We start from the raw sequence: 17,233 nt of genomic DNA on the forward strand, positions 1-17,233 counted from the left end.
GAGCGCGCGTTCCGTCATTGATCGCCGGGCGGCGGGCCGTCCGGCGCGACGGTAGCGGTAGCGGGCGCAGGCCCGGCGGCCAGCGGTGAGCTGCTGTCCGTCCCGGCGCGCTTGTACGACGCGAGTTCGTTCGAATAGCGTGCCGTCCGCACGCCGTTCGTGTCGTAGTACTCTTCGACCGACTTGACCCAGCGGCCGACCGCCGGCACGTACCAGAACGCCTTGTAGGTCTTGCCGGTCCCTTCCGCCGTCCCGTTGTTGTGGCTTTGCATCACGATCGTCGACCCGCCCGCGTTGCGGGACACGCCGGACGTGACCGACTGTCCCGGCGCGGCTTGCGCCTTCCACGTGCCTTCTGCCTCGATCTTGATCGCGTCGAACTTGCCGCCCGTCACGGTGACGGTTTCGGGGCCGACGACCTTGTAACGCGTGTCGTACGCTTCCGACGCATGCTGCGGATTCGGGTGCGATTCGCTGTACTTGACCGTCCAGGTCTTGCCGGCCGTCAGCGGAAACGCCAGCGGGCGGTTCACGACGGTTTCGGTGCCGTTGACGCTGCGCGAACGGCTCCAGTCCGAGTCGACGATCAGTTCGCGCGGCGCCTGCGTCGCGCCGCTTTGCTGCGTTTCGACGTAGATGTGGTCGGACGTGGTGCGCTGCACGGAAATCTGGTCGCGCGTCTGGCGCCAGCCGTTCGGGCCGATTTCGACGGTATTGATGTAGGTCCAGGTATCGCCCGGCTTCAGCGCCGGGGCCGCGATCGACTGGGCCAGCACGATGCCGGGCAGCATCGCGCAGAGTGACAACACGGCAAGGATTTTCTTTTTCATGATGGGGTGTGGGCAGCCTGCGGTCTCGCCGCAGAGCTTATCAAGCACACCTTTCATTCGGCATGACATGCGTGGTGCCGCCGCCGCCTTCCGCTCGCGTCGAACCGGTGCTCGACGGGATCGGGAATCGCGCGCCGTGCAAGCGGCGTGCTGGACGCGCGGAATGATATGTTATATCGTTGCGATACAATATATCATTCTCTCCTCAACGTCCTCTTCCGGAATCGCCCGATGAGTACCGCACTGCCTCCCTCCACGCGGCTTCCCGTGACCGTCCTGTCCGGCTTCCTCGGCGCGGGCAAGACGACACTGCTCAACCACATCCTCAACAATCGCGAGGGCCGGCGCGTCGCGGTCATCGTCAACGACATGTCCGAGGTCAACATCGATGCCGCGCTCGTCCGCGACGGTGGCGCGGGCCTGTCGCGCACCGACGAGAAGCTGGTCGAGATGAGCAACGGCTGCATCTGCTGCACGCTGCGCGAGGATCTGCTGATCGAGGTCGACCGGCTCGCGCGCGAAGGGCGCTTCGACCAGCTCGTGATCGAATCGACCGGCATCTCGGAGCCGCTGCCGGTGGCCGAGACGTTCACGTTCGAAGGCGAGGACGGCCGCAGTCTCGGCGAAGTCGCGCGGCTCGACACGATGGTGACGGTGGTCGACGCATTCAATTTCCTGCGCGATTACGCGTCGCGCGACAGCCTGCAGTCGCGCGGCGAATCGATGGGCGACGAGGATGCGCGCACGGTCGTCGATCTGCTGATCGACCAGATCGAGTTCTGCGACGTGATCGTGGTCAACAAGATCGACCTGATCGACGCCAGTGCGCGCGAGCGGCTGATCGCGCTGCTGCGCGGGCTGAACCCGCGTGCGCGGATCGAGATCGCCGAATTCGGCAAGGTGCCGCTCGAGCGTGTGCTCGATACGGGCCTGTTCGATTTCGACGAGGCGTCGCGCGCGCCGGGCTGGTTGCGGGAGATGCGCGGCATGCATACGCCGGAAACCGACGAATACGGGATCCGCAGCTTCGTCTATCGCGCGCGGCGGCCGTTCCATCCGCAGCGCTTCTTCGATCTCGTCGAAAGCGAATGGCCGGGCGTCGTCCGCTCGAAAGGGTTCTTCTGGCTGGCCACGCATCCGACCGTCGCCGGGTCGTGGTCGCAGGCCGGCGCGGTCGCGCGGCACGGGACGGCCGGCCACTGGTGGGCGGCCGTGCCGCCCGAGCGCTGGCCGCAGGACGCCGAAGCCGTCGCGCAGATCCGCGCGCGCTGGGACGAGCGCGTCGGCGACGCGCGCCAGGAGCTCGTGCTGATCGGCATGGACATGGACGAGCCCGCGCTGCGCGGGCGCTTCGACGCGTGTCTCCTGACCGACGCCGAGATGGCCACCGGCCCCGAGCACTGGACCACGTGGGACAGCCCGTTTCGCGACTGGCCCTGACCTGAACGCGCGCTTCCTGCATCGATCCGGATGGAGAAGGCGCGCCACCGGAATCCGAGCATGAATGCAGTCCTTCCCGATGTTTCCCTGACCGATGCGGCGCCGGGCCGCCGCCCGCTCGAATGGGTCGGCATGCAGGGCATCGACCTGCCCGTGACGGTGGCCGAACCCGGCTGCCGGTGCGACGTGCATGCGCGCGCCGACGTCCAGGTCGATCTGCCTGCGCCGGATGTGAAAGGCATTCACATGTCGCGGCTCTACTGGCTGCTCGACTGGCTCGCCGACGGCGAAGCGCTGTCACCGGCCGGTCTGCGGCGCGTGCTGCGTGCGATGGTCGACAGCCATCGCGACTGCGACACGCGCAGCGCGCGTGTGCGGCTGCGCTTCGATCTGCTGGCCCGCCGCACGGCGCTCGTGACCGAGGGGCTGGCCGGGTGGAAGGCGTACCCGGTTCAGGTCGATGCGACGCTTGCGGGCGACGCGTTCGAGTTGCGCGCGCAAGTGACGGTTGCCTATTCGTCGACGTGTCCGTGCTCGGCCGCGTTGTCGCGGCATTGGATCGAACAGGCGTTCCTGACGGCGTTCGAGCGCGAGGCTCGTGTCGAGCCGGCGGCGGTTGCAGCATGGCTGAGGCAGCATGCGACGCTGGCCACGCCGCACAGCCAGCGCAGCGAAGCCGTCGTCAGCGTGGCGCTGCCCGCCGATGGCGCGACGCTGGGGCTGATCGACCTGATCGATCGCATCGAGCACGCGCTCGGCACGCCGGTGCAGACGGCCGTCAAGCGCGCGGACGAGCAGGCGTTCGCGGTGCTGAACGGCGGGAACCTGATGTTCGTCGAGGACGCCGCGCGCCGGGTACAGGCTGCGCTGGAAAGTCGTTACGCACACCCGCGCGTTCACGTGCGCCATCTGGAAAGCCTGCATCCGCACGATGCGGTGGCCTGGGCCGCACCGGTTCGCGAAGGCGCCGACGCATGCTGATCCGCAAGCTGTTCCGGTTCGAGAATGCGCACGTCGTGCGCGGCTGCAGCACGCGGCGCTGCTCGCATTCGATCCACGGTCATTCGTACCGCGTCGAGCTGCTGCTCGAAGCGCATGCGCTGGATCACGGGCAGATGATCTACGACTTCGGGCTGCTCAAGGGCGACGTGCGCGACCTGATCGATGCGTTCGACCATGCGGTGACGCTGTGGTCGAACGACGATCCGCGCTACGTCGAAAGCATGCGCAGGCATTCCGAACGCTGGGTGTCGCTGCCCGTGTCGCCGAGCGCCGAGCAGTTCTCGCGTGTGCTGTTCCGGCTCGTCGATGCCGCGTTGTCGTGCACCCGCATGTCGAACGGCGAAGCCGACGTGCGGCTGCATTCGGTCATCGTTCACGAGACCGAGACCGGCTACGCGCAGTGTTTCCGTGACGACGCATTCAACCCGCGCATGGGTCGCATCGACCTCGATGCGATCGTGTTCGCACCGGCCATCGTCGCGCAGTGGCGCGATCCGGGCCTGTTCGAGCGGCTCAGGCGCAGCCATCTCGTTTCCCAGAAGGAATCCTCATGATCCGCAAGAACCCGCGCGGCGACCTGCCGCAGATTCATCCGAACGCGTTCGTCGATCCGACCGCCATCCTGTGCGGGCTCGTGATCGTCGAGGAGAACGTGTTCATCGGTCCGTACGCGGTGATCCGCGCCGACGAAACGGATGCCGACGGCCAGATCGCGCCGATCGTGATCGGCGCGCATTCGAACATCCAGGACGGCGTCGTGATCCATTCGAAGTCGGGCGCGAGCGTGACGATCGGCCGTCATACGTCGATTGCGCATCGCGCGATCGTCCACGGGCCGTGCAAGGTCGGCGACGGCGTGTTCGTCGGGTTCAACAGCGTGCTGTTCAACTGCACGATCGACGACGGCTGCGTCGTGCGCTACAACGCGGTCGTCGACGGCTGTCACCTGCCGCCCGGCTTTTACGTGCGTTCGACCGAGCGCATCGGGCCGGAAACCGATCTTGCCGCGTTGCCGCAGGTCACGGCCGACGCGAGCGATTTCTCCGAGGACGTCGCGCGCACGAACAATGCGCTGGTGCTCGGCTACAAGCACATCCAGAACGAGTTCTGAGTCATGGGCGAGTGGATGCGACGTGAAGCAACCGACGTGCCGAAGCGCCGCCACGTCGACCTGCTCGTGCATGGCGGCGCGGTGATGACGCCCAACGGCGCCGAACGGATCGACGTCGCGTGCGCGGATGGCCGCGTCGTCGCGCTGGGTGCTCTGCAGGGCACCTGGAGTGCCGACGTCGTGCTCGATGCGCGTGGACTGCATGTGCTGCCGGGCGTCGTCGACAGCCAGGTGCATTTTCGCGAACCGGGGCTGACGCACAAGGAGACCATCGAGGCCGGCACGCGCGGCGCGGTGCTCGGCGGCGTCACGACGATCTTCGAGATGCCCAACACGCATCCGCTGACGTTGAGCAGGCAGGATCTGCAGGCGAAGCTGGACCTTGCACGCGGCCGTGCGTGGTGCGACTACGCGTTCTACATCGGCGGCTCGGCCGTGAACGCCGAACGGCTGCCGGACCTCGAGCGCCTGCCCGGCTGCGCGGGCGTGAAGGTGTTCATGGGGAGTTCGTTCGGCGATCTGCTGGCCGACGACGAAACCGTGTTGCGCCGGATCCTGCGCAACGGGCGGCGGCGCATGGCCGTGCATGCGGAGGACGAGGCGCGGCTGCGCGAGCGCAAGGCGATCGTGGAAGCGAGCGGCGACGTGCGCGACCATCCGCGCTGGCGCGACGAGGAAAGCGCGCTGAGCGCGACGCGGCGCATCGTCGGGCTGGCTGCCGAGACCGGCCGCCGGCTGCACGTGCTGCATGTGTCCACGGCGGACGAGATGGCGTTTCTTGCGCAGCATCGGCGGCGCGTGACGGTCGAAGTCACGCCGCACCACCTGAGCCTGCATGCGCCCGATTGCTACGAGCGGCTCGGCACGTTCGCGCAGATGAATCCGCCCGTGCGCGAACGGCATCATCGGGATGCGCTGTGGCGGGCTGTCCGCGATGGCGTGGTCGACGTGATCGGCAGCGATCATGCGCCGCATACGCGTGACGAAAAACGCCGCCCGTATCCGCAGTCGCCGAGCGGGATGACCGGCGTGCAGACGCTGTTGCCGCTGCTGCTCGACCACGTGCATGCGGGCCGGTTGAGCCTCGAACGGCTGGTCGACCTGACCAGCGCCGGGCCGGCGCGCATTTTCGGCATCGAAGGGAAGGGGCGCATCGCGCCGGGCTACGACGCCGATTTCAGCATCGTCGACCTGCGCGCGCGGCGGATCATTCGCGACGACTGGATCGCCAGCGTGAGCGGCTGGACGCCTTACGACGGATGCGCGGTCACGGGCTGGCCCGTGCATACGGTTGTGCGCGGGCAGGTCGTCGTGAGAGACGGTGCGCTGAACGGGCAGCCGGCCGGGGAGGCCGTGACGTTTCTGGACGCCTAGATCGGCAGGCGAACCGTCTGCTTGATGCGCTTCAGCGGAATCTCGGTCTCGACGTTGCGGACGCCTTCGATCTGCGTGAGCGTCTCCATCTGGAAGCGTTGGTAATCGTCGAGATCCCGCGCGATCACGCGCAGCAGATAGTCGTAGCTGCCGGCCATCAGGTGGCATTCGAGCACTTCGGGCGCCTGCTCCATCTCTCGCGCAAAGCGTTCGACGGTCGTCTTGTCCTGGCGCTCCAGCGTCACGCGCACGAACGCGGTGAATCGCAGGTCGACGGCGGCGGGATTCAGCAGCGCGACATACGCGTCGATCACGCCCTGTTCCTCGAGCAGATGCACGCGGCGCAGGCAGGGGGTGGCCGACAGCCCGGCCTGTTGCGCGAGTTCGGCATTGGTCTGGCTCGAATTCTGTTGCAGCGCACGCAGAATGCGCCGGTCGATCGCGTCCAGTTTGATTGGCATTTTTGACTATCGAATCCGTTGATACTGGAGAATAGCTCCAAATCACCTCTCTCAAGTAGCCGAATTCGCATCCAATCTCCACGGAAGGGCGCCGATAATCTGACCACCGGCCGGGCGATTCCCGCCCGTCGGCGATCCCGTTCAGGAGCTCTCCCATGTCGCATCTATCCTGGCTACCGTTCATCGCAACGTCGCTTCTGATCATCGTCACGCCGGGCCAGGACATGGTTCTCGTGATGTCGCGCACGCTGTCCGGCGGCACGCGCGCGGGCCTCGTGACGGCCGCGGGCGTCAGCGTCGGTCTGCTCGTGCATACGATGCTCGCGACGCTCGGGCTGGGCGCACTGCTTCAGGCATCCGAATGGCTGTTTACGGCGCTGAAGGTGATCGGCGCGGTATACCTGCTGTATCTCGGCATCACGCTGTTGCGCTCGTCGGGTGAACTGACGCTCGCGAGCAGCAGCAACGGCGGTGCGCAGGCATCGCGGCTTCGCACGTTCGCGCAAGGCGCGTTGTCCAACGTGTCGAATCCGAAGGTCGCGCTTTTCTATCTGGCGTTCCTGCCGCAATTCGTGCCGGCGGGCGCCGCACATCCGATGCTGTCGCTGTTCGTGCTGGGCGCGACGTTTGCCGGCCTGACGTTTCTCGTCAAGGGGCCCGTCGCGTTGTTCGCCGGCCTGCTGTCGGCGTCGATCCGCCGCAACCCGCGCATCCTGACGCGCATGCATCGCGTCAGCGGCGTGGTCCTGCTGGGGCTTGGCGTGAAGCTGGCGCTCGAGCGCCGCTGATCGCCGTTACCTCGACGCGTGCCGCCGGCGCAATGGCGCCGACAGCACGCGTTACTGTGCCGGCAATGCGTCCGCCAGCGCCCGCATCGCGTCCACCGTGTCCGGATTCGCCGGAAAGAACGCCTCGATCGCGAGTTCCGACAGCGTCACGTCGACCGGCGTGCCGAACACCGTCGTCGTGCTGAAGAACGTCAGTTCGCCGGCCGCGGTGCGCAGCCGCAGCGGCACGGCGATATCCGCGAAATCGGCGCGCGCCGGCGGGTCGTCGGGCTGGCCGGCCGGCGCCGGATACGCGGCGAGCTCGTCGCGCAGCGCATGCAACGTGCGGTCGCCGCTCGCATCGATCTGCCGTTGCAGCCGATGCAGGATGTGCGCGCGCCATTCATGCCAGTTGACGATCTGCGGCGCGAGGCCGTCCGGATGCAGGCTCAGCCGCAGCACGTTGACGGGCGGCTGCAGCAGCGCCGGATCGGCCTGCGCGACCAGCGCGCCGAGCATCCGGTTCGCGGCGAGCAGCGTCCAGTGGCGGTCCACTGCGAGCGCCGGGTACGGCTCGTGGCCGCGCAGCACCGCTTCGACCGCATGGCGCGCGGCATCGAGCTGCGGGTCCGAAAACGGCCGTTCGCGAAACAGCGGCGCGAAACCGGCCGCGACGAGCAGCGCATTGCGTTCGCGCAGCGGCACGTCGAGGCGCTCGGCGAGATGCAGCACCATGTCGCGGCTCGGCTGCGCGCGGCCCGATTCGACGAAGCTGAGGTGGCGCGCGGACACTTCCGCGTCGAGCGCGAGCGCCATCTGGCTCAGGCGCCGGCGTTGCCGCCACGTGCGCAGCAGCGGGCCGATGCCGGACGCGCGGCCGGCGGACGGAGTGGGCGAATGGAGGGCGGCGGTCGGGTTCATGATGCCGATGATAGGCAATCCCGCGCGTCTTGGGCATTACCTGCCAGGTAAGCATCGCGCTGCTCCCCGGGCGCGGGCGAGTCGCGGCGCTGCGTTACCATGACGACCGTGCCAACTGAGAGGCGGCACCGGGCCAGCGAGACCACGCATGGGCCGGTTGCCGTGCACATTCACAACAAGGCATTCCAGGGGAATCCAACAATGAAAAAACTTGCCGTCCGGCTCGCCTGCGTGGCGACGCTCGCACTTGCCGCGACCAGCGGCCACGCGCAGACCGAAGCTGCGCAGGTGGAAATGAGGGCCGCTGCCGCGGCTGCCAACGAAGCGGTCGTGAAAGGGCCGACCGACATCGACGTGAAACACGAAGCCGTGCTGAAGCTGAAGGCCGGCGAGTCGTTCGTGCCGGCCGCGGAAGCCGGCCGCTACCTGCGCTCGATGGGCAACTCGATCGACGAATCGAAACTGGTCGGCCTCGTGCTGCCCGACGACCCCGACGCCGACTGGATTTCCGTCGTGTCGTTCGAGCCGAGCGGCTATATCCGCGACGACGACGCAAAGGACTGGAAGCCCGACGAACTGCTGAAAAGCCTGCAATCCGGCACCGAGGAAGACAACCCCGGGCGCAAGGAGCGCGGCCTGCCGGAAACCGAAGTGGTCGGCTGGGCGAAGGCTCCCGCGTACGACGCGGCCACGCACCGGCTCGTGTGGTCCGCGATCATCCGCGACAAGGGCGCGGCGCCGAACGCCGAGAACGACGGCGTGAACTACCGGACGCTCGTGCTCGGCCGCGACGGCTACCTGTCGCTGACGATGGCGTCGACGCTTGCCGACCTGCCGAAATACAAGGCGTCGGCCGACGACCTGCTGTCGAACATCCGCTTCAACGACGGCAAGCGCTACGCCGACTTCAACAAGTCGACCGACCACGTTGCCGAGTACGGCCTCGCGGCGCTGATCGTCGGCGTCGGCGCGAAGAAGCTCGGCCTGCTCGCGCTGATCGGCGCGTTCGCGGTGAAGTTCTTCAAGATCGGCGCGGTCGCGCTGCTGGCCGGCGGCGCGGCGCTCAAGCGCTTCTTCGGGCGCAAGCCGAAGCCGGCCGCGGTGCCGGCCGTCGCCGACGCGTCCGACGCAGCCGTCACGGAGCGCAAGGAATGACGAAGCTGTTGCTGCTGATCTTCGGCGGCCTCAAGCTTGGCAAGGTGCTCGTGTCGGCGGGCACCATGCTCGCGTCGATCGCGGTCTATGCGCTGTTCTACGGCTGGCGGTTTGCGGCCGGTTTCGTCGCGCTGCTGCTGGTGCACGAGGCCGGTCACTACATTGCCGCGCAGCGGCGCGGGCTCGACGTCGGGCTGCCGACCTTCATTCCGTTCGTCGGCGCGTGGATCCAGTTGAAGGAGCTGCCGCACGATGCGGAAACCGAGGCGTACGTCGGGCTGGCCGGGCCGTTTGTCGGCACGCTCGGCGCGCTGGCCTGCTACGCGGCCGCGCGCCACTACGACAGCAACCTGTTGCTCGCGCTGTCGTATACGGGTTTCTTCCTGAACCTGTTCAATATGATTCCGCTGTCGCCGTTCGACGGCGGACGGATCACTGCGGTGCTGTCGCCGCGCATCTGGTTCGCGGGCGTACCCGTGCTGATTGCGCTGTTCGTGTATCGCCCGAGCCCGCTGCTGATCGTGATGGCGATCCTCGCGCTGCCGCAACTGCGGCGCGCATGGCGCTTCGATCCCGACGCGCCGGAGAACCGCGTGTACTACGCGACGTCGGTCGAGACGAAGACGACCTACGCACTCTGCTACGTCGGCCTGCTCGCGTTTCTTGCGCTGATGACGTCCGGCGTGCACGACATGCTGAGCGTCGCGCATTCGTCGACCTGATGCAAGAACGGCGGCCGCGTGAAAGCGGCCGCCGTTCCTTGGGAGGTCGATCCTCAGGCGTCGCGATGACGCAATTCGACGCGCCTGATGTCCTTCACGATCACGAGATAGCTGAACACGGTGACGAGCGCATTCAGCCCGACGAACACGAGCGCGCCGTTGAACGAGCCGCTCGCGCCGACGAGGTAGCCGATTGCGATCGGCGCGACGATGCCCGCGGTATTGCCGAACATGTTGAACAGGCTGCCCGACAGCCCGATCGCTTCCTTCGGCGCGGTGTCGGCGACGACGGCCCAGCCGAGCGAGCCGATTCCCTTGCCGAAGAACGACACGGCCATCAGCACGATCACGAGCACTTCGCTGTCGACATAGTTGCAGCCGATGATCGCCATCGACAGCGCCATCCCGCCGACGATCGGAATCTTGCGCGCGAGCGTCAGCGACACGCCGCGCCGGATCAAACCATCCGACAGCAACCCGCCGAGTACGCCGCCGAGGAACCCGCAGATCGCGGGCAGCGACGTCATGAAGCCCGCCTTCAGCAGCGACATCCCGCGTGCCTGCACGAGGTAGATCGGGAACCAGGTGAGGAAGAAGTACGTGAGCACGTTCACGCAGTACTGGCCGAGGTACACGCCGATCAGCATCCGGTTCGACAGCAACTGGCGCACGTAGTACCAGCCGGCGACGCGGCTGCCCTCCGCGCGCGTGCCGTCGGCGCCGCGCACCGTCGAGCGCACGAGCCCGCCGCCCTGTTCGATATGGTCGAGTTCCGCACGGTTCACGGCCGGATGGTCGGCCGGGTCTTTCATGACGCGCAGCCACAGGCACGCGAGCGCGATGCCGGCCAGGCCGAGCCACAGGTACACCTGGTGCCAGCCGTACGCATGCGTGAGCCATGCCATCAGCGGCGAGAACACGACGGCCGCGAAGTACTGCGCGGCATTGAAGATCGCCGACGCGGTGCCGCGCTCGGCGGTCGGGAACCAGCTTGCGACGACTTTTGCATTGGCGGGGAACGCGGGCGCTTCGGCGATGCCGACCGCGAAGCGCATCGCGAACAGCGCGGCGACCGCGAACGCGGCGCTGCCGCCGAGGCCGATCGTGCTTTGCAGCAGCGTGAACGCCGACCACAGGAAGATGCTCGCCGCGTACACGCGCCGCGCGCCGAAGCGGTCGAGCAGCCAGCCGCTCGGCAGTTGCGCGAGCACGTATGCCCAGCTGAACGCCGAGAAGATGTAGCCCATCGTCACCGGATCGATGCCGAATGCCTTGCGGATCGGCGTGCCGGTGATCGACAGCGTCGCGCGGTCCGCATAGTTGAGCGTCGTGACGACGAACAGCATCGCCAGGATCCAGTAACGCACGGCGGTCCGGCGCGCGGTGCGCGCGAGGTCGAGCGGAAGATCGCGAGGGGTGGTCTGATTAGGCACTTTAATGTACGTCGTCGTATGACATGAGCCGAAGTTTATGAGCAATGCCCGGACGCAGAAACCTCGGGTTTTCCCTCTGGAAGATCCCGTGAGACGGTTAATATTTCGCGGTTAGACTGACCGGGTAAGGATCTCGAGCCTATCGGCAGTTGCCCGGCCGGTGGTCCAAAACATGAAATGATGTCGGCAGACATCGTATCTGTTGGGCTACAATGGGCAATCCATTCCCGAACCACGGAGCACACCCCATGCAACTGACAGGAGAGATGCTGATCGGCGCCGACGCGGTGGCCGGCTCGGCCGGAACCTTGCGCGCGTTCGACCCGACGAAGGGCGCGCCGATCGACGCGCCGGCATTCGGCGTCGCGACGCAGGCCGATGTCGACCGCGCGTGCGAACTCGCGCGCGACGCGTTCGATGCGTACCGCGCGCAGCCGCTCGCGGCCCGCGCGGCGTTTCTCGACGCGATCGCCGATGAAATCGTCGCGCTCGGCGACGCGCTGATCGAGCGCGCGCACGCCGAAACGGGCCTGCCCGTCGCGCGGCTGCAGGGCGAGCGCGGCCGCACCGTCGGCCAGCTCCGGCTGTTCGCACGCGTCGTGCGCGACGGGCGCTTCCTCGCCGCGTCCATCGATCCCGCGCAGCCCGCGCGCACGCCGCTGCCGCGTTCGGACCTGCGCTTGCAGAAAGTCGCGCTCGGGCCCGTCGTCGTGTTCGGCGCGAGCAACTTCCCGCTCGCGTTCTCGGTGGCCGGCGGCGATACCGCGTCGGCACTCGCGGCCGGCTGCCCGGTGATCGTGAAGGCGCACGAGGCGCACCTCGGCACGTCCGAACTGGTCGGCCGCGCGATTCGCGCCGCCGTCGCGAAAACCGGCATGCCGGCAGGCGTGTTCTCGCTGCTGGTGGGCCCCGGCCGCGTGATCGGCGCGGCACTCGTCAGCCATCCGGCGGTCCAGGCTGTCGGCTTCACCGGTTCGCGGCAGGGGGGCATGGCGCTTGTGCACCTCGCGAATGCGCGGCCGCAGCCGATTCCCGTCTACGCGGAAATGAGCAGCATCAACCCGGTCGTGCTGTTCCCGGCCGCGCTTGCCGCGCGCGGCGACGCGATCGCGACGGGCTTCGTCGATTCGCTGACGCTCGGCGTCGGCCAGTTCTGTACGAACCCGGGCCTCGTGCTGGCGATCGACGGCCCCGATCTCGACCGCTTCGAAACCGTCGCCGCGCAGGCGCTCGCGAAGAAGCCGGCCGGCGTGATGCTCACGCGCGGCATTGCCGATGCGTACCGCAACGGCCGCGGCAAGCTGGCCGAACTGGCGGGCGTGCGCGAAGTCGGCGCGGGCGAGGCGGCGCAGACCGAATGCCAGGCGGGCGGCGCGCTGTACGAAGTCGCCGCGCAGGCGTTCCTGGCCGAGCAGGCGTTCAGCCACGAGGTGTTCGGGCCGGCGTCGCTGATCGTGCGTTGCCGCGATCTCGACGAAGTCGCGCGCGTGCTCGACGCGCTCGAAGGCCAGCTGACCGCCACGCTGCAGATGGATGCCGACGACAAGCCGCTCGCACGCCGTCTGCTGCCGATCCTCGAACGCAAGGCCGGGCGTCTGCTCGTCAACGGCTATCCGACCGGCGTCGAGGTGTGCGATGCGATGGTGCATGGCGGCCCGTTCCCCGCGACGTCGAACCCGGCCGTCACGTCGGTCGGCGCAACGGCGATCGAGCGTTTCCTGCGGCCCGTGTGCTACCAGGATTTCCCGGACGACCTGCTGCCCGACGGGTTGCAGGACGGCAATCCGCTGGCGATTCCGCGTCTGCGGGACGGGAAGGCGGAATAACGGGAGGCAGCCCGTCGCCGAGCGCCGGGCTGCTCGCCGGATGAGCGAAAGCGGAGGCGGCCGGCAGGTCGCCTCCGCTTTTTTCAGGGTGCCTTTCGCGTCGCCGGAATTTCTCCTACAGTAGCGATGCCTCGGGCCGCCCGGCCCGCAGGCGAGCCTGAGAGACCGACAAAAGACGACGAGGGAACCCTCCAATGAACATCAACAAGCGTGGCGATCACCTGTTCGCGGCCGGATTGTGGAAAGCGATCGGCGACGTCGCGACATCCGTGCGCACCCAGATCGGCCAGTACAGCGAAGGGCGCGTGCTCGCGAACGCGCTGCAGGAATTCCAGCGCGACCTCGGCGGCAGCGAATTCGACGTAACGATCAACCAGGGGCGGCTCGTCACGGGCGCCGACGCGCATTCGCTCGTGTTCGGACAGGCTGTCCGCCGTTTCCGGCAGGACATGGAAGCGCTGGTGTTCGCGCTTCAGTACCGGCGCGGCATCGACGAACGCGACCCGGGCCTGCGCACCGAGGCGCTGACGCAGGCGAACAGCCAGCTCGCGACCGCGAAGCAGTCGGCGACGATCACGGTCGGCCGTTTCTTCGATGCGGTCGTCGACCGCGACGTGCTCGGGCAGATCCTCGACGGCGAATCGAGATCGCGCGCACGGACGGGCGCGCAGGGCCAGATCGAGGCGACACGGGTGAAGCTGGGGAACGTGCGCTACCGGATCGTCGGGATCATCGCGCAGATGTGACGGCGACGGCATGCATCGCGGCGGATGCGTGCGTCATTGCGGAAAAGAAAGGGAAGGCAACAAACGATCGCGGCCGGCGAGTGCCGGCCGCGATGCAGGATTGCCGGCCGCGGCGCCGATGAACGTCCGCGCCGCCGGCGAACCTCGCTTACTGCGGGCCCATCTTCTTGATCAGCACGTCGAGCTCGGCCGCTTCTGCGTCGGTGAGGTCGATGAGCGGCGCACGCACCGGTCCCGCGTCGTGGCCGACGAGCTTCGCGCCCGCCTTGACGATGCTGACCGCATAGCCCGCGCGGCGGTTGCGGATCTTCAGGTACGGCAGGAAGAAATCGTCGATCAGGCGGCCGACCGTCGCGTGGTCGTCCTTTGCGATCGCTTCGTAGAATTCCATTGCCGTCTTCGGGATGAAGTTGAACACGGCCGACGAGTACACCGGCACGCCGAGCGCCTTGTACGCGGCGGCATAGACTTCCGCCGTCGGCAGGCCGCCGAGGTACGCGAACCGGTCGCCGAGGCGGCGGCGGATCGTGACCATGCTCTCGATCTCGCCGACGCCGTCCTTGAAGCCGATCAGGTTCGGGCAACGGTCGGCGAGGCGCTCGAGCATGTCGGCGTTCAGCTTCGAATTCGCGCGGTTGTACACCACCACACCGATCTTCAGCGCGCGGCACACCTGCTCGACGTGCTCGGCGATCCCTTCCTGGCTCGCTTCGGTCAGGTAGTGCGGCATCAGCAGCACGCCGCTCGCGCCGAGGCGCTCGGCTTCCTGCGCATATTCGATCGCGACGCGCGTCGCGCCGCCCGCGCCGGCGAGGATCGGCACCTTGCCCTTGCAGGTTTCCGTCGCGACGCGGATCACGTCCGAATACTCGCGCTGCGTGAGCGAGAAGAATTCGCCGGTGCCGCCGGCCGCGAACAGCGCGCTCGCGCCGTACGGCGCCAGCCATTCCAGGCGCTCGGCGTAGGTGGTCGGGCGGAAGCTGCCGTCGGCGTCGAAATCCGTCAGCGGAAACGACAGCAGGCCGTGGGAGATGATCTGTTTGAGTTCTTGCGGTGAAGTCATGGTTGGGGTCGTCCGTCTAGCGCGAGTGCTGGGTTCGTCGGGAACGGCATACGAGCCGAATTGGCGATGTCGTTGTATGTCATCGTACAACGAGGGGAGGGGTGGCGCAAGCGGTTTGCTGGCCGATCAAGGGTAGGGTCTTTCCGGATAAGGGTTTACGCAGCATCGCCGGTTGAGGTTGAATGTCGTATGATGACTAACAATATGGCCGATTGCCTTCAGGAATTGCAATGACTGCTTCCCCTCTCTACATCCGCGTGCACCCGGACGACAACGTTGCGATCGTCGTCAACGACGGCGGCCTGCCCGAAGGTGCGACGTTCGCCGACGGGCTGACGCTGTGCGAAGGCGTGCCGCAAGGGCACAAGGTCGCGCTCGTCGATCTCGCGGCCGGCGACCCGGTCGTCCGCTACAACGTGGTGATCGGCTACGCGCTGACCGACCTGCGGCGCGGCAGCTGGGTCAACGAGCGCACGATGCGCATGCCCGAGCCGCCGGGGCTCGACGACCTGCCGCTCGCGACGCGCGCCGCGCCGCCGCTCGAGCCGCTCGAAGGCTATACGTTCGAGGGCTTCCGCAACGCCGACGGCTCGGTCGGCACGCGCAACATCCTCGCGATCACGACGACCGTGCAGTGCGTGTCGGGCGTCGTCGAGCATGCGGTGAAGCGGATCAAGGACGAACTGCTGCCGCGCTACCCGAACGTCGACGATGTGGTCGGGCTCGAGCACACGTACGGCTGCGGCGTCGCGATCGACGCGCCCGACGCCGACATCCCGATCCGCACGCTGCGCAACATCAGCCTGAATCCGAACTTCGGCGGCGAAGTGATGACCGTGAGCCTCGGCTGCGAGAAGCTGCAGCCCGAGCGCCTGTTGCCGCCCGGCGCGATTCCGGTGACCGCCGACGGCGCGGCCGGCAACGGCGGCGTCGTGTGCCTGCAGGACGCCGCGCACGTCGGCTTCAACTCGATGATCGACTCGATCATGAAGATGGCCGAAGCGCATCTCGAGCGGCTGAACCGCCGCCGCCGCGAGACGTGCCCGGCGTCGGATCTCGTCGTCGGCGTGCAGTGCGGCGGCAGCGACGCGTTTTCGGGGCTCACCGCGAACCCGGCCGTCGGCTTCGCGGCCGACCTGCTCGTGCGGGCCGGCGCGACGATCATGTTCTCGGAAGTGACCGAAGTGCGCGACGGCGTCGCGCAGCTCACGTCGCGTGCGGCGAACGAGGACGTTGCGCGCGAGATCATCCGCGAGATGGACTGGTACGACCGCTACCTGCAGCGCGGCCGCGTCGACCGCAGCGCGAACACGACGCCCGGCAACAAGAAGGGCGGCCTGTCGAACATCGTCGAGAAGGCGATGGGGTCGATCGTGAAGTCGGGCAGCGCGCCGATCGCCGGCGTCGTGCGTCCCGGCGATCGCGCGCGGCAGAAGGGGCTGCTGTACGCGGCGACGCCCGCGAGCGATTTCATCTGCGGCACGCTGCAGCTCGCGGCCGGGATGAACCTGCACATCTTCACGACGGGCCGCGGCACGCCGTATGGCCTCGCGCAGGTACCGGTGATCAAGGTTGCGACGCGCAGCGATCTCGCGCGCCGCTGGCACGACCTGATGGATCTCGACGCGGGGCAGATCGCGACCGGCGCGGCGACGATCGAGGACACGGGCTGGGAACTGTTCCGGCTGATGCTCGACGTCGCGAGCGGCAAGCGCCGCACGTGGGCCGAGCAATGGAAGCTCGCGAATGCGCTGACGCTGTTCAATCCGGCGCCGGTGACCTGATACGCGCCGGCGTGGCAGCAGGACGGTGCGGGCGCCTTCGGGCGCCCGTTTTCATTGCGGCGCGCCGCCGCGGCCGACGCTCGTCACTCGATGCCGATCGGCAGCGACAGCCCCACCTTCACGCGCGACATCACCACCATCGTCTCGAAGTGACGGATGTTGTGGTGCTGCCGGAACACGCGCGTGGAAAATTCTTCGTAATGGTCGATGTCGCGCATCGCGATCATCAGCACGAAATCGGCGCGGCCCGTCACCACGTAGCACTGCATGACTTCCGGCAGCGATTTCAGGAACCGCTTGAATTCGTCGAGCAGGTCGACGCGTTCGCGCTCCACCTGGACGAGCACGAGCATGGTCAGCGGGAGGCCGACCTTGTTCGGATCGACGACGGAAACGTCCTGCTGGATATAGCGCTCGTCGCGCAGCCGCTTCACGCGGCGCAGGCACGCGGGCGGGCTCAGACCGATCTCGGCGGCGAGCGCCTGGTTGGTGATCTGGTTGTCGTGCTGGAGACGGGCGAGGATCCGCAGATCGAAGTCGTCGAGCGGCGCGGCAATGGAATTCATCGGATTTCCTTTTGGGAGAAAAAACGAAACAA

Annotated in this window: 17 protein-coding genes; 11 read left to right on the forward strand and 6 right to left on the reverse strand. The window is 67.5% G+C overall.

Annotated elements, in window-relative coordinates; all coding sequences use genetic code 11:
• Positions 1-14 precede the first annotated feature (14 nt).
• Entirely contained in the window at positions 15-830 is an 816-nt protein-coding gene (locus tag ACWMMN_RS18475; RefSeq protein ID WP_486423756.1) for a hypothetical protein, read from the reverse strand.
• Between the two features lie 231 nt (positions 831-1,061).
• Here ACWMMN_RS18475 and zigA point away from each other — a divergent pair, with 231 nt between their 5' ends.
• From zigA to ACWMMN_RS18500, 5 genes are read left to right on the forward strand one after another with little or no spacing between them, the layout of a single operon-like run.
• Positions 1,062-2,270 carry a zinc metallochaperone GTPase ZigA gene (gene zigA / locus ACWMMN_RS18480; RefSeq protein ID WP_486423757.1) on the forward strand — a complete coding sequence of 403 codons (1,209 nt, stop codon included), beginning with the start codon at positions 1,062-1,064 and terminating at the stop codon, positions 2,268-2,270.
• Between the two features lie 60 nt (positions 2,271-2,330).
• Positions 2,331-3,251, forward strand: coding sequence for a GTP cyclohydrolase FolE2 (gene folE2, locus ACWMMN_RS18485; protein WP_486423758.1), 921 nt, complete (start codon positions 2,331-2,333; stop codon positions 3,249-3,251).
• Entirely contained in the window at positions 3,245-3,826 is a 582-nt protein-coding gene (locus ACWMMN_RS18490) for a 6-pyruvoyl trahydropterin synthase family protein (protein ID WP_059238827.1), read from the forward strand. The genes folE2 and ACWMMN_RS18490 overlap by 7 nt, the downstream gene beginning before the upstream one ends.
• Entirely contained in the window at positions 3,823-4,383 is a 561-nt protein-coding gene (locus ACWMMN_RS18495; RefSeq protein ID WP_059238830.1) for a gamma carbonic anhydrase family protein, read from the forward strand. The genes ACWMMN_RS18490 and ACWMMN_RS18495 overlap by 4 nt, the downstream gene beginning before the upstream one ends.
• A gap of 3 nt (positions 4,384-4,386) precedes the next feature.
• Entirely contained in the window at positions 4,387-5,757 is a 1,371-nt protein-coding gene (locus ACWMMN_RS18500) for a dihydroorotase (RefSeq protein WP_486423759.1), read from the forward strand.
• On the opposite strand, the gene ACWMMN_RS18505 is transcribed toward ACWMMN_RS18500, so the two are convergent.
• Positions 5,754-6,218, reverse strand: coding sequence for an Lrp/AsnC family transcriptional regulator (locus ACWMMN_RS18505; protein WP_059238833.1), 465 nt, complete (start codon positions 6,216-6,218; stop codon positions 5,754-5,756). The two genes, ACWMMN_RS18500 and ACWMMN_RS18505, sit on opposite strands and share 4 nt — an antisense overlap.
• A gap of 155 nt (positions 6,219-6,373) precedes the next feature.
• Between ACWMMN_RS18505 and ACWMMN_RS18510 the strand changes: the two genes are divergently transcribed.
• Positions 6,374-7,006, forward strand: a complete 633-nt coding sequence (locus ACWMMN_RS18510; protein ID WP_256087135.1) for a LysE family translocator — start codon at positions 6,374-6,376, stop codon at positions 7,004-7,006.
• Between the two features lie 51 nt (positions 7,007-7,057).
• Here the strand turns inward: ACWMMN_RS18510 and ACWMMN_RS18515 are convergent, their stop codons facing one another.
• Positions 7,058-7,906, reverse strand: a complete 849-nt coding sequence (locus ACWMMN_RS18515) for a helix-turn-helix domain-containing protein (RefSeq protein ID WP_059238837.1) — start codon at positions 7,904-7,906, stop codon at positions 7,058-7,060.
• Between the two features lie 201 nt (positions 7,907-8,107).
• On the opposite strand from ACWMMN_RS18515, the gene ACWMMN_RS18520 reads away from it, so the two are divergent.
• Positions 8,108-9,061: a DUF2167 domain-containing protein gene (locus tag ACWMMN_RS18520; protein ID WP_059238839.1), complete on the forward strand. Its 954-nt coding sequence runs from the start codon at positions 8,108-8,110 to the stop codon at positions 9,059-9,061.
• Positions 9,058-9,783 carry a site-2 protease family protein gene (locus ACWMMN_RS18525; protein ID WP_174993704.1) on the forward strand — a complete coding sequence of 242 codons (726 nt, stop codon included), beginning with the start codon at positions 9,058-9,060 and terminating at the stop codon, positions 9,781-9,783. Before ACWMMN_RS18520 ends, ACWMMN_RS18525 begins: the two co-directional genes overlap by 4 nt.
• Before the next feature lie 53 nt (positions 9,784-9,836).
• On the opposite strand, the gene ACWMMN_RS18530 is transcribed toward ACWMMN_RS18525, so the two are convergent.
• On the reverse strand, positions 9,837-11,216 hold the full coding sequence (locus ACWMMN_RS18530; RefSeq protein WP_059238844.1) for an MFS transporter: 1,380 nt from the start codon (positions 11,214-11,216) through the stop codon (positions 9,837-9,839).
• A gap of 248 nt (positions 11,217-11,464) precedes the next feature.
• Here ACWMMN_RS18530 and ACWMMN_RS18535 point away from each other — a divergent pair, with 248 nt between their 5' ends.
• Together ACWMMN_RS18535 and ACWMMN_RS18540 are read left to right on the forward strand one after the other, a co-directional pair.
• Positions 11,465-13,042, forward strand: coding sequence for an aldehyde dehydrogenase (NADP(+)) (locus tag ACWMMN_RS18535; protein ID WP_174993702.1), 1,578 nt, complete (start codon positions 11,465-11,467; stop codon positions 13,040-13,042).
• 194 nt (positions 13,043-13,236) lie between these two features.
• On the forward strand, positions 13,237-13,788 hold the full coding sequence (locus ACWMMN_RS18540) for a hypothetical protein (RefSeq protein ID WP_486423760.1): 552 nt from the start codon (positions 13,237-13,239) through the stop codon (positions 13,786-13,788).
• 148 nt (positions 13,789-13,936) lie between these two features.
• Here ACWMMN_RS18540 and kdgD read toward each other — a convergent pair whose 3' ends face one another.
• Positions 13,937-14,851: a 5-dehydro-4-deoxyglucarate dehydratase gene (gene kdgD / locus ACWMMN_RS18545; protein ID WP_174993700.1), complete on the reverse strand. Its 915-nt coding sequence runs from the start codon at positions 14,849-14,851 to the stop codon at positions 13,937-13,939.
• Between the two features lie 230 nt (positions 14,852-15,081).
• Between kdgD and garD the strand changes: the two genes are divergently transcribed.
• On the forward strand, positions 15,082-16,635 hold the full coding sequence (gene garD, locus ACWMMN_RS18550; protein WP_059238852.1) for a galactarate dehydratase: 1,554 nt from the start codon (positions 15,082-15,084) through the stop codon (positions 16,633-16,635).
• Positions 16,636-16,718: 83 nt separating this feature from the next.
• On the opposite strand, the gene ACWMMN_RS18555 is transcribed toward garD, so the two are convergent.
• On the reverse strand, positions 16,719-17,201 hold the full coding sequence (locus ACWMMN_RS18555; protein WP_059238854.1) for an Lrp/AsnC family transcriptional regulator: 483 nt from the start codon (positions 17,199-17,201) through the stop codon (positions 16,719-16,721).
• Positions 17,202-17,233: the final 32 nt, after the last annotated feature.

Source organism: Burkholderia cepacia complex sp. TUM26381 (assembly GCF_057439935.1).

Excerpts from the sequence above, each read along its gene's own strand:
- ACWMMN_RS18475 (WP_486423756.1), bottom strand. The coding sequence starts at position 830 with ATGAAAAAGAAAATCCTTGCCGTGTTGTCACTCTGCGCGATGCTGCCC.
- zigA (WP_486423757.1), top strand. The coding sequence starts at position 1,062 with ATGAGTACCGCACTGCCTCCCTCCACGCGGCTTCCCGTGACCGTCCTG.
- folE2 (WP_486423758.1), top strand. The coding sequence starts at position 2,331 with ATGAATGCAGTCCTTCCCGATGTTTCCCTGACCGATGCGGCGCCGGGC.
- ACWMMN_RS18490 (WP_059238827.1), top strand. The coding sequence starts at position 3,245 with ATGCTGATCCGCAAGCTGTTCCGGTTCGAGAATGCGCACGTCGTGCGC.
- ACWMMN_RS18495 (WP_059238830.1), top strand. The coding sequence starts at position 3,823 with ATGATCCGCAAGAACCCGCGCGGCGACCTGCCGCAGATTCATCCGAAC.
- ACWMMN_RS18500 (WP_486423759.1), top strand. The coding sequence starts at position 4,387 with ATGGGCGAGTGGATGCGACGTGAAGCAACCGACGTGCCGAAGCGCCGC.
- ACWMMN_RS18505 (WP_059238833.1), bottom strand. The coding sequence starts at position 6,218 with ATGCCAATCAAACTGGACGCGATCGACCGGCGCATTCTGCGTGCGCTG.
- ACWMMN_RS18510 (WP_256087135.1), top strand. The coding sequence starts at position 6,374 with ATGTCGCATCTATCCTGGCTACCGTTCATCGCAACGTCGCTTCTGATC.
- ACWMMN_RS18515 (WP_059238837.1), bottom strand. The coding sequence starts at position 7,906 with ATGAACCCGACCGCCGCCCTCCATTCGCCCACTCCGTCCGCCGGCCGC.
- ACWMMN_RS18520 (WP_059238839.1), top strand. The coding sequence starts at position 8,108 with ATGAAAAAACTTGCCGTCCGGCTCGCCTGCGTGGCGACGCTCGCACTT.
- ACWMMN_RS18525 (WP_174993704.1), top strand. The coding sequence starts at position 9,058 with ATGACGAAGCTGTTGCTGCTGATCTTCGGCGGCCTCAAGCTTGGCAAG.
- ACWMMN_RS18535 (WP_174993702.1), top strand. The coding sequence starts at position 11,465 with ATGCAACTGACAGGAGAGATGCTGATCGGCGCCGACGCGGTGGCCGGC.
- ACWMMN_RS18540 (WP_486423760.1), top strand. The coding sequence starts at position 13,237 with ATGAACATCAACAAGCGTGGCGATCACCTGTTCGCGGCCGGATTGTGG.
- kdgD (WP_174993700.1), bottom strand. The coding sequence starts at position 14,851 with ATGACTTCACCGCAAGAACTCAAACAGATCATCTCCCACGGCCTGCTG.
- garD (WP_059238852.1), top strand. The coding sequence starts at position 15,082 with ATGACTGCTTCCCCTCTCTACATCCGCGTGCACCCGGACGACAACGTT.
- ACWMMN_RS18555 (WP_059238854.1), bottom strand. The coding sequence starts at position 17,201 with ATGAATTCCATTGCCGCGCCGCTCGACGACTTCGATCTGCGGATCCTC.